General features: G+C 37.7%; 11 protein-coding genes. 5 read left to right on the top strand and 6 right to left on the bottom strand.

Translation table 11 applies throughout. The features are described 5' to 3' along the window. Positions 1-102: 102 nt before the first annotated feature. The 3 genes from OSO01_RS16180 to OSO01_RS16170 are packed head-to-tail and all read right to left on the bottom strand — an operon-like array spanning position 103 to position 1,729. A complete protein-coding gene (locus OSO01_RS16180; protein WP_147211563.1) occupies positions 103-429 on the bottom strand; it encodes a branched-chain amino acid transporter permease in 327 nt (108 codons plus the stop codon). A 2-nt stretch (positions 430-431) separates the two neighbouring features. Beyond that, positions 432-1,139 carry an AzlC family ABC transporter permease gene (locus OSO01_RS16175; protein ID WP_147211508.1) on the bottom strand — a complete coding sequence of 236 codons (708 nt, stop codon included), beginning with the start codon at positions 1,137-1,139 and terminating at the stop codon, positions 432-434. A gap of 35 nt (positions 1,140-1,174) precedes the next feature. Next, on the bottom strand, positions 1,175-1,729 hold the full coding sequence (locus tag OSO01_RS16170) for a helix-turn-helix domain-containing protein (RefSeq protein ID WP_147211507.1): 555 nt from the start codon (positions 1,727-1,729) through the stop codon (positions 1,175-1,177). A gap of 94 nt (positions 1,730-1,823) precedes the next feature. Between OSO01_RS16170 and OSO01_RS23430 the strand changes: the two genes are divergently transcribed. Continuing rightward, positions 1,824-1,961, top strand: coding sequence for a hypothetical protein (locus OSO01_RS23430; protein WP_156988018.1), 138 nt, complete (start codon positions 1,824-1,826; stop codon positions 1,959-1,961). A 78-nt stretch (positions 1,962-2,039) separates the two neighbouring features. Here OSO01_RS23430 and OSO01_RS23770 read toward each other — a convergent pair whose 3' ends face one another. The 3 genes from OSO01_RS23770 to adhE all read right to left on the bottom strand — a co-directional run bounded on the left by OSO01_RS23770 (position 2,040) and on the right by adhE (position 5,767). Beyond that, positions 2,040-2,513 (bottom strand): MBL fold metallo-hydrolase, encoded by a 474-nt coding sequence (locus OSO01_RS23770; protein WP_246145190.1) that lies wholly within the window; start codon positions 2,511-2,513, stop codon positions 2,040-2,042. Further along, positions 2,486-2,887 (bottom strand): MBL fold metallo-hydrolase, encoded by a 402-nt coding sequence (locus tag OSO01_RS23765; RefSeq protein ID WP_246145189.1) that lies wholly within the window; start codon positions 2,885-2,887, stop codon positions 2,486-2,488. The genes OSO01_RS23770 and OSO01_RS23765 overlap by 28 nt, the downstream gene beginning before the upstream one ends. A gap of 282 nt (positions 2,888-3,169) precedes the next feature. After that, entirely contained in the window at positions 3,170-5,767 is a 2,598-nt protein-coding gene (gene adhE, locus OSO01_RS16160) for a bifunctional acetaldehyde-CoA/alcohol dehydrogenase (RefSeq protein ID WP_147211506.1), read from the bottom strand. Positions 5,768-6,456: 689 nt separating this feature from the next. Here adhE and OSO01_RS16150 point away from each other — a divergent pair. From OSO01_RS16150 to OSO01_RS16135, 4 genes are all read left to right on the top strand, one after another. Continuing rightward, positions 6,457-8,994, top strand: coding sequence for a winged helix-turn-helix domain-containing protein (locus OSO01_RS16150; RefSeq protein WP_147211504.1), 2,538 nt, complete (start codon positions 6,457-6,459; stop codon positions 8,992-8,994). Between the two features lie 485 nt (positions 8,995-9,479). Further along, entirely contained in the window at positions 9,480-9,884 is a 405-nt protein-coding gene (locus OSO01_RS16145; protein WP_147211503.1) for a hypothetical protein, read from the top strand. Positions 9,885-10,031: 147 nt separating this feature from the next. Beyond that, positions 10,032-11,117, top strand: a complete 1,086-nt coding sequence (locus OSO01_RS16140; protein ID WP_147211502.1) for a sensor histidine kinase — start codon at positions 10,032-10,034, stop codon at positions 11,115-11,117. Continuing rightward, entirely contained in the window at positions 11,118-11,804 is a 687-nt protein-coding gene (locus OSO01_RS16135; protein ID WP_147211501.1) for a response regulator transcription factor, read from the top strand. Positions 11,805-11,834 lie beyond the last annotated feature (30 nt).

Genomic DNA, 11,834 nt, shown 5'->3' with positions numbered 1-11,834 from the left:
AAGCCTTCCTGGTTCATTGAAGGAAATATTCAACGTATCAGAAAAAATTCTGTCCTAAAAAGAAATTCATTTTTTTTCGTTTTATAATGTATCTATACAGCATCAAAACACACTCTGTACTAAAAACATATAAAATATCGTCCCGCCGGCAATAGACAGCAGCATACTCCGCCTCCAGCAATGTAGGATAATAATCAAACCAATGGCAAGAAGTTCTGGCAGGAAGCCTGCCAATGATGTGACAGTTACGTTCTTTAAAGAATAGACTACCAATAATCCAAATACAGCCGGAGGTAAGACATATCCTAAGTATTTAATGTATTTTGGTGTAGGCTTATCGGATTTAAATATCATAAAAGGCAGGAATCTGGTCAATAGAGTGCCTGCAACCACAGAAGCGACGATGATAATTTGCTGCGTTATTGTCATCATTAGGAAATCACCTCATGTTTTGTGATGAATTTTTTTATTAAAGTTAGAAAAATTAATATAATAAGCATAGCAGGAATAATAAAATGTTCTGTACCAAATAGGATTAAACATAAAACGGAAGCGGCTATACCTATTACAGAACTTATGTGATTACGCTCTTTCAGCCATTGGTCTAAAAAGATAACGACAAATAGTGCCGTCATAACAAATTCCAGGCCTTCCGTATTAAACGTAATCATCGAGCCAAACAAGCTGCCGATTGTAGCACCACTGACCCAATAGATTTGGTTTAACAAGGTGACATAGAACATAAACCAGCCCTTATCGATATTAGAAGGTATGCGGGAGGTATTGTTAATCACAAATGACTCATCGCACATACCATAGATGAGATAAATCTTTTTCTTACCTGTTCCTTTATATTTATCTAACATAGAGATACCATAAAAAAGATGTCTGGCGTTTATCATTAAGGTTAATAGAAAAGCACTTAGCGGGTTAAATGCACCTAATAGTAAACTCCCAGCTACGAATTCCATCGAGCCGGCAAAAATGAGTATGCTCATTAAGATGGCATAGATTGGCTGAAACCCTAAGGAATGCATGTATACACCGTAGGCAATGCCTAAAAAAGCAAACCCGGCCAGTATCGGCAGCGTTTTTGGGAAGGCATACTTCAATGTTGATAGATGATTTTCTAAAGACATTTTTTATTCACTCGCTTTCAAGCAATGGAGACTATTTATTTTGCATAATAGATTAATACAAGAAGGTGAAGCACCTTGTCTCCAATATTTCTGTAGATATGAGTTTGATTCCCGTCAAAAATAATTGCTTCACCTTCATCAATTGTTTCAACAGTACCGTCAATATCCATTTCTAATTGTCCATCTTGTACAAATACATGCTCCTCAACACCTGGATTATGCGGAGATGATTTATGTTCATTTTCAGGATCCAGCTCAACCGTAAAAACTTCAAATTGCTTTTCCGGAGAAAAAGGTACAGCCGCATGTACTCTATAATGGTTTTTTTCTTCTGTAATCAGGTGCCTGTCTTGCTTTTTAATCACTCTGATAGGATTTGTCTGTTGACTGATCAGAGATGAAAAGGATACTTTTAGACCATTGGCGATTTTCCAGAGGGTTGTTACTGTCGGAACAGAGTCTCCTCTTTCTATTTGTGCAAGCATAGCTTTGCTTACTTCTGTTATTTTCGCTGTTTTATCTAAACTCAAGCCTCGTTCTTTCCGAATCGTTTGCAGGTTTTTACTGATATAATCCTCAATTTGTTTCATCTGTTTGCCCCCTTTCTTACACTATCCCAAGTATATTTAGTAAATATAACATACTTTTAAATGTTATAACATACAAAAATCAAAAAGAGTGAAAATGAGGCTGAAGGGTATTGAAGTAGCTGAGAAATCAGAAGAATTTAAGTCAAATCAAACAGTTGTTGAACTAATTGGTATTAATAAAGAGATGGAGTTTGCAATTATGTGCAGTGTAAAAGAATTACCCGTTTTTTAAATATTATTGACTAATAAAAAGCCATCTCAAATGAATGAGATGGCTAATGATTATATTTGATTAATGTATCCTGGGAAATTACTGTGATTGAATAATTTGGTCATTCACAAATGCTTGTATGAAAAACAATTCATTATCATTAGGCTCTCTTTTATTATCTGCTTTAAAATACTCTATAGCATCTTCGAGTGAGGCAGATTTTACAGCACGATTTGCTGTTGTTAACTCTTCCCAATATATATTCATTTCATTTAAATCACAGATTGATTCATGTCCAAGCAAGAACATTTCAGCATTGTATTTAGTAATGTCTTCAATCATAGTCAATAACAATGATTGTTTGTAATGAAATAAAGAATTGGTGGTTTTTCCATATGCGCAATCACCTAAAAAAATAATTTTTTCATCAGGAATATAAATGACTGTAGAGTCATCAGTATGAGTACTTTTAATCCTTTCAAGTAAACAAACTTTATTCCCTAGATCAATCGTTAGTGTATTTTCAAAGATTATGTCCGGAGATTTCAACTTAAAATTATCCCTGTCTGGCATATCGTTTTTATAATCTCCATAAATAAATCACCCAACTCATTTATACCTTCATTTTTTTGAAGTGAATAATCATCAAAGGAGTAACTTTCCCATTCTTTTATGATTTCATTTGTTCGGCTATTAACGATAACAGCTGCATCAAATTCGTTCGTACCCAGAAAGTGATCCCAATGTCCATGGGTAATAACGACGTATTTAACCGGAGGTACATCGAGTTTTTCGATCTCTATTAAAAAGTCTTTGGCATGTTGAACAGAATTACCAGCATCTATGATTAAACTGTATTGTTCACCACACACCAATCCCAATGTTGGCCGCTCTTTATCATCCTGATTGGATAAATAATAAATTGTATCACTTAATTTATTTAGCATGTTAGTTCTCCTCTATTCTCTATATTAATTTTATGAAAGAGAAAACCTACATGTTTATTCTATAGTTAATAAAATAATTTAAGATTTTCTCAGTTTATTTTTTACCATTGGCCTGGTACCTCCTTCTTTTACTAAAGAAAATTATAACATGATTCAAAATATTTGTTAGGAGAATTCGCAATATTACTTAATTATTAAATACATTTCTCTTAAAAAGCTATACAAAAACTCTCCATTTATAATAGAACGAAGAGTTTTTGTATAACGTATTTACATGAAAAATTATCCTTTATAAGCCTGGCGATAAACGTCGGCCAATTCAGTTACTAGTGGTAATTTAGGGTTTGCCGTAGTACATTGATCCTCGAAAGCACGATCGGCAAGCTTATCTACCTGTGCCTCAAATTCTCTTTCATCAACACCATTTTCTGCAATACTCATCGGAATATGCAATTCTTCAGCAAGCTGATAGATTGCCCGCACTAAGCTTTCTACTCCCTGTTCAGTTGTGGCTGCTGGTAAACCTAGTACTCTTGCAATCTCTGCATAGCGTATGTCAGCGATAAAATGCTCGTATTTAGGAAATGACACGAATTTTGTCGGTTTCTTAGCATTATATCTAATAACATGCGGTAAAAGAATAGCATTGGCGCGGCCATGTGCAATATGGAATGCTGCTCCCAATTTATGTGCCAGACTGTGGTTAATACCTAAAAATGCGTTGGCAAATGCCATGCCGGCAATGGTAGAGGCATTATGCATTTTTTCTCTTGCTAAAGCATTACTGCCATCACGATACGCTTGAGGCAGATATTCAAATACAAGCTGAATTGCTTTGATGGCAAGCCCGTCGGTATAATCGTTTGCCATGTTAGAAACGTAAGACTCGATTGCATGGGTCAGTACATCCATCCCTGTATCTGCTGTAACGGCTTTTGGTACTGTCATAACAAACTGCGGATCAATAATGGCTACATCTGGCGTTAATTCATAATCTGCTAATGGATACTTTGTATTGGTTTCTTTATCGGTAATAACTGAGAAAGAAGTCACTTCAGATCCTGTTCCGGAAGTGGTAGGAATAGCGACAAATTGTGCCTGCTGACCCAGCTTCGGATATTTATAGACCCTTTTACGAATATCCATAAATTTTTGCTTTAAGCCATTAAATTCTGTATCCGGATGTTCATGAAACAGCCACATACCTTTAGCAGCATCCATTGCTGAACCGCCGCCGAGTGCAATAATAACATCCGGCTGGAAGGCATCTATTGCTGCTGCCCCGCGCATCACGGTGTCCTTTGATGGATCTGCTTCTACATCTGAGAAGATTTCACAATGTACATAATCCGGGCGTCTGCGTAAATAATAGAGTACTTTGTCTACATAACCTAATTCAACCATCATTGGATCGGTTACGATAAAGGCTTTTGATATATTCGGCATCTTCGCCAGGTATTGAACAGCATTTTTTTCAAAATATATTTTAGGCGGTACCTTGAACCACTGCATATTCACATTCCTTCTCGCCATTTTTTTAACGTTTATTAAATTCATTGCTCCTACATTTGTGGAGACGGAGTTGCCGCCATATGATCCGCATCCAAGCGTCAATGAAGGCAGGTAAGCATTATAGATATCTCCAATTGCTCCATGAGAGGATGGGGCATTCAAGATTATTCGTCCTGCCTTCATTCTTTTGCCGAATGCCTCCTGTATAGCTTGATTATCTGAATGAAGTACGGCTGAATGTCCCAATCCTCCAAATTCCAGCATTTCCTCAGCGCGCTTGAGACCTTCTTCGGTACTGTTTACTTTGTAAGCTGCCAGAACAGGGCTTAATTTCTCGCGGGAAAGTGGATGATTGGCTCCCACACCAGTTAATTCAGCGACAAGAATTTTTGTATCCTGAGGAACTTGAACACCAGCTATTTCGGCAATTTTCACAGCTTTCATGCCAACAATGGCAGGATTCACTGCACAGGTATTCTCATTGATGACCAGCTTTTCTACTTTTGCCTTTTCCTCCGGTTTTAGGAAATATACATTGTTATCTATCATTTCCTGTTTTACTTGATCATAGATTTCTCGATCGATGATAATGGCTTGCTCAGAGGCACAAATCATGCCATTATCAAATGATTTAGATAGAATCACATCATTTACTGCCCGCTTTACGTTCACTGATTTTTCGATATAACAGGGAACATTGCCGGCTCCCACTCCTAACGCCGGTTTCCCCGAGCTGTATGCTGACTTCACCATACCAGAGCCGCCTGTTGCCAGGATTGTTGCTACACCATCATGCTTCATGAGTGCCTGTGTTGCTTCAATAGACGGCTTCTCAATCCACTGGATGCAATTTCTTGGTGCCCCGGCTTTTACAGCAGCTTCATGTACAATTCTTGCAGCCTCAGAACTGCATTTTTGTGCAGAAGGATGGAAGGCAAAGATAATAGGATTTCCCGTTTTAATAGATATAATTGACTTGAATAATGTGGTAGAAGTCGGGTTCGTTACAGGTGTTACGCCGGCAATCACACCAATTGGTTCGGCGATTTCCACCATACCTTCCTGCTCGTTCTCGCTGATGATACCAATCGTTTTATCATACTTGATATTATGATAGACATATTCGGTGGCAAAGATGTTTTTGATGATTTTATCCTCATACACACCGCGGCCAGTTTCCTCAACAGCTAATTTAGCGAGCTCCATATGCTGATCCAATCCTGCAAGCGCCATTTCTTTAACAATTTGGTCGATCTGCTTTTGGTTTAGCTTTCGCAGTTCTGTTAATGCTTTCTGGGCATTTTTAACCAGTTTATTAATACTTTCCTCAACGGTTATTGCTTGTTTTTTCTTCTCTTTTGTAATCATTGTAACCTCTCCTTATTATAAATTTGTGAAATATTGAGCATGATATTCCAAAATAAATTTCTACAATGTTGACGGGTGGCGGGGGACTTTAAAGAAAGATATATCGTTTATGACACATGTATTGGGCTTGATAATAACGGTATAATGCTTCGTCCAGATATAATTTGGTATGTCGTGACCTTTTTCCATATACATGGCCTCGAAAACATCGCCGATTTGTTGTTCGAAAATTTCCTGTGAATACGATTCGGCATCCGTATTAAATTCTTTCCATTCATTTAGAATCATATATAATCACCCCTTTAATTATCTTGGCTATAGCATAGCATTATTTAACTATAAAAACTGTTACATATTTGTGAAATGTTTCACAAACTTACTTTAAGCTTGATATATAGCACGATTAGAGCTGTTTGACAAAGAAATATTATTCTGAGATTGGAAATTATGGATGATTATCTTCAGGAAATCATTTAATGTTACATTTATCGACATTATTTCCCCGGAAATATTCTTTAAAGAGATATTATTATTTCGCACACCCATTTAATTGTCGAAATTGGAAAACAAAAAAATTCATCCTTAAAGCCTATTAAATTTATATAAGTAACCGTTAAAAAGAAAAACATGTATAATAGGATGCAAGTCGTATTGCCTACATAAATCGAATGATGAGGAGATGAACAAGTATGCAGGCTGTTTGGTTATACTCTAAAACAATTGTTCCTAAAGTTCCTGAAGCGATTATTAACAGGGATCGCTTATATGCATTACTGAAGAGAAACCCTCATCCAAGAGTTACTATTGTGCAAGCTGCAGCTGGTTACGGAAAAACAACAATATTAAGCCAGTGGGTTCATCAATTAGACGAGCCTGCAGCCTGGTTATCCATTGATATAATGGATAATGATCCGAGCCGCTTCTGGCAATATGTTTTGAAAGCTATCGCTCAGGCAACAAGGCAGCCAATCGATGAAAGACTGGAGCATCTATTTGATTTGCAGTATATGCCTCCTTTTGAACTGATTGTTGATTCGCTCCTGAATGAATTAATGATAATAGAATCCTCTTTGCATATTGTGTTGGATGACTATCATCACATTGAGCTTGATATCATTCATGAGATGATTTCGCGTCTTATTAATTATTTACCGGAGCATGTTCATCTATATATGGCTAGCAGAACGAAATTACCGCTCCCTGTTGCTTCGTGGCGCGTGAAAAATTGTGTGACAGAAATTGGTACCGAAGAACTGTCTTTCACTTATCAGGAAGTAGAAGCTTTCTATCAGAAAAAGCATATAATAATGGACAAAACAGATTTTTGTCGGAAAATTTTGAGTGAAACAGGCGGTTGGGCAGCCGGAGTTCAATTAGGCGGGATATCAGAGGAAAGAAGTGCAGGTTCTCTTGATAATTCCACGTCTTTTGTGACGGAGTATATGATGCAGGAGATATTTTCTACTTTGCCTGAAAGTACCCAGCAGTTTTTGTTACAAACATCGCTGTTGAAAGTGTTAGATCCTGAATTATGCAATGATTTGACAGAAAGTTCAAATAGCTACGAGCAATTAGCTGAGTTAGTTGATCAAGGTATCTTCACCATTCGTTTGTCACCGAAGAAACAGACCTTCCGTTATCATCAGCTGTTGGCGGAAGTGCTGGAGCAAGAGCGGAATAACAGGTACACTGGCGAGGAGCTGGAGGCTCTCGTCAAAAAAGCCGGAGGTTTATTATATGCCAGAGGAGAGTTCAATACGGCTATTGATCTAGTGCTTGAGCAGCAGCTATATACATTAGCTGACCAATGGATTAATGAACAATTACTGGATATTTTTTATAGTGGTCAAATCAGGTTGCTGATTCAATGGGTGGATAGCCTGCGTGCAGCAGCGTGCACTGTCCATGTAGAAACACTGCTGATATATGCTATTTCACTGATGACTATTCAGGATATGGAAAAGGTAGCTGTGGTCACTAAAGAATTAGATAACCGTCATGAACAGGATGGATGGAAAGACAAGGACGAGCATGCTGAGCTTGTGAGTATTCTTATTTCGCTAAAGGCATACGTTCATCTGGCTTTAGGGAACTTAGACACATTTATTGAATTAATTACAAAACAAGTAAATCGGGGACTGACCAATGGCAAATGGTACCATGCTCCCGTGCATTACAATCTATATCATGCTAAACTTACGCGTACTCCGCTTGGAACGAAGGGGAATTATTCCAGTATCAGTGATATACGGGCTTTTTTAGAGATTTTTCGGCAGACTGATTTTAAGGAACACCATGTCATGGGGTACAGCTATGGTTTGTTTGCGGAAATACTTTACGAAGCGGGTCAACTAGAAGAGGCCCTGCTGGAAATTAAAGATGGCCTTCATTATGCTCATCGCTTTAATGATCGCGGGTTATATGTGCCGCTATCCATTCTGAAAGGAAAAATATTCATGGTGCAAGGGCAATCGGCAGCAGCACATACTGTATGGGATCATACGCTAAACCAAGTGCCTGAATGGTATTGGCAACGGTCTATCCAGGCGATGAAGGCATTAGCTTATTTAAAAGAAAATAAAATAGAAGCAGCAGAGACTGAATTATTTAAGACAGATCGCCCAGAGCCTTTGCAGATAGAACTTGGTCAAGAATTGTGGCTATTAGTCTATTGCCGTCTATTAATGGCAAAGAGAGCATGGCAGGAGGCATTGAAAATTGGCTTGCAGGTACATGAATATGCTGCAAAAATAGATCAGATCGATTTAATGATTGAGGCTTCTACTTTAACAGCAATCTGCTATAAACAATTGAAGCAGGAGAGCCTTGCATATGTTGCTTTGCATACCGCTCTTATGTCCGGCTCCCAGTCCGGCTACAAACGTATATTTGTTGATGAACCCGGATTCGATCATTTACTGAAGGACTATCAGACATATAAAAGAATTAAGGGCTCCTTTCAGGAAGAAATCCCCCTGGATTATCTGGAGGAACTGGCTGCTATGGGCAAGCCTATGGAGTTCCTTGATGAGGGACTGGCTGCATTGACGTTGCGAGAAAGGGATGTCCTGCGTCTACTGGTAAGCGGTGTTTCCAACCGCGAAATGGCAAAGCTGCTATTCCTGTCAGAAGGTACGATACGGGTCTATCTGACGAGAATTTATAGCAAGCTTCAGGTGAAATCACGGGCGCAGGCGATATTACGTGCGAAAGAGTGGGATATTTAGCCTGGGTGAATGGGAGAGCTGGTTTTACAAAACGGGTGGATATAATGCTTAAGAATAGATATTTTTCTTTTGTTTGATTGGTGTTAGTGGATGGCGGAAACAGAGATATATTCGATAAGGAAAATGTGCATAGAGATTTTTCAGTTGAGTAGATAAAGAAAGCTTATTGCAGAAAATACGGATGTATAAGCTGTTAGGGTTAAATTATGAACTTTTATATATGAATACTAAATGAAAATAGGCCCTGATAAGAGAATGATACTAAATATATCGCTCTCTTATCAGGGCTGTTAAACGTGTTGAACTATAAATATTTTGACGCTTACTCAGGTATAAGTGTCATTTCCATTCCTTTGTACTTACAAAAAATTCGCTTTAAGAAAAATTTAAGAAATGCTTTAGAAATAGATAAGAAATATTGTGTAATTTTTTATCTGTAGAAAAGATAAAAAACAGCAGTGAATTTCAGAAAGGAAATGATGAAAATGACAAATAATCAAGCAGAGAAACAAAATATAACACTGATTTTAGGATTAGGTGCTTTAGCACTGATTAGACCACTAATGAAAATAACCGGATTAATTCATATCTTTGGCAGTGAAGCTGTTGGAAGCATAGCTATGACAATATTAATTTCTATAGCATGGATTCTGATTGTTATATGGAAAAAGGCTCAAAATCCAATCAAAACGTTAGTTCTGTCAGGCGTCAGCTATGCAGCTTTTGCTATTATACTAAGCGGTATCCTATCACCAATTCTTGATGGCACTTTACAGGGACCGCTAACAAATCCAATTGCGCTGGTCAGTGTTTTTATGACGAACATTATTTGGGGATTAATATTAGGTATTTTAGCTTCCGCGTTACCATATAAAAAGAAGCGAAGCTGATATTTACTATGAAAAGACGTTTTTCTAAAACGACAGAAAAGCGTCTTTTGTAGATTCAGGATATTTCGTCAAGAATGATAAGAAAAGGCGGCTGTGCAGGGCTGTTCGGATTCTATTATAATGGTAAGTGAAGGAAGGTGCTTCAAGGTGTCTATCAAAAAACGGTTGATTTTATCCAATATAGCAATGATTATCGTCCCGGGAGCTTTACTATTGGTAACAGAGATAGTTTTAGGATACTTCCTGTTTGTCGTTTTTAACGGCAACCCAGAAGGTGAGGATCTAAAGGTTTTTGTCCAATTCCGATTTATCGCTATTACACTTATTTTAATATTGACCAATGGTTTACTGACTTATTTTATGTCCAGAAGTATTATCAAACCAATTTCTAAATTATCTACGGCAGCAAAGAAAATCAGTGAAGGCGATTTGGAATACAGTGTCCAGTCGGATAAAAAGGATGAATTAGGTGACCTTGCCAATACGTTTGAACAGATGCGTCTTAAGTTGAGAGAAGCAGATAGAGAGCAGAAACAATATGAACAGAATCGCCAGGAACTGATTGCCAGTATCTCTCATGATTTAAAAACCCCGTTAACCTCCATAAAAGGCTATGTGAAAGGAATTCAGGATGGTGTGGCGAACACCCCCGAAAAGCTGGACAGGTATATGGATACGATTTACAGAACAGCAAATGATATGGACGGACTTATTGATGAATTATTTTTATATTCAAAGCTCGATTTAAAAAGAGAAACCTTCCAATTTGAACAAGTAGATTTATATGCTTTTTTTGCTGATTTTATTGATGAATTAGCATTTAATCTGGAAAAGGAGCAGGGAACCGCTGCTTTATCAGCCAATAAAGAAAACAGCTACGTAGTGGAAGCAGACCGTGAAAAATTAAGAAGAGTAGTGATGAATATTATTCAGAACAGCTTAAAATATATGAACCAGGAACAGAAGGAAATCCAAGTAAATTTAACATCTGAATCTGACAGAATCGTTGTGGAAATGAAGGACAATGGAAATGGGATAAGGGAAGAAGACATTCCTTATATTTTCCAAAGCTTTTACCGGACAGATACTTCGAGGAACTCTGCTACAGGAGGCAGCGGACTTGGATTGTCGATTGTCAAAAAGATAATTCAAGAGCACGGTGGAATGGTTTGGGCCGAAAGTGAACCTGGCAAAGGAACGAGTATCTACTTTACACTAAAGAAGGTGATGTAAATGCAAAGTATATTGATTATTGAAGATGAGAAGGATATTGCTGAATTGGAACGGGATTATTTAGAGATAAATGGATTTCAAAGTGATATCGCTGCAACAGGAGAAGAAGGACTGAAGCTGGCAGCGGCAAATTCTTACAGCCTTATTTTATTAGATTTGATGCTGCCGGGGATAGATGGATTTGATTTATGTGAAAAGCTGCGGAGTACATTGGATGTACCTATATTGATGGTAACAGCCAGAAAGGAGGATATCGACAAGATTCGCGGATTAGGCAGGGGAGCAGATGACTATATTGTAAAGCCATTTAACCCGAATGAGCTGATTGCAAGAGTAAAAGCGCATATTGCCAGGTACGACCGTTTAACAAAACGGGACAGAAAATCAAATGAACTCCATCTGAAAAACCTGACAATTGATCATGATTCACGAAGAGTCTTTATAAACGGTCAGGAGAAGACATTTAGTGCAAAAGAGTATGATTTATTGTATTTTTTAGCGTCTAACCCGAATATTGTCTTTACAAAGGAACATTTATTTGAACAAATTTGGGGGTATGATGCAATCGGAGATAATACTACAGTTACGGTTCATATTAGAAAAATAAGGGAAAAGATTGAAGAAAATCCTTCTTTGCCGAAATTTATTGAAACGATTTGGGGTGTGGGGTACCGGTTTCAGGAGTAATGTGTGTATTTTGTTTTTCGAGTAACTTGA

The sequence above is a fragment of the Oceanobacillus sojae genome (genome assembly GCF_007991515.1).
Taxonomy (GTDB): Bacteria; Bacillota; Bacilli; order Bacillales; family Amphibacillaceae; genus Oceanobacillus; species Oceanobacillus sojae.
This window is presented reverse-complemented; position numbering and strand designations above follow the sequence as displayed.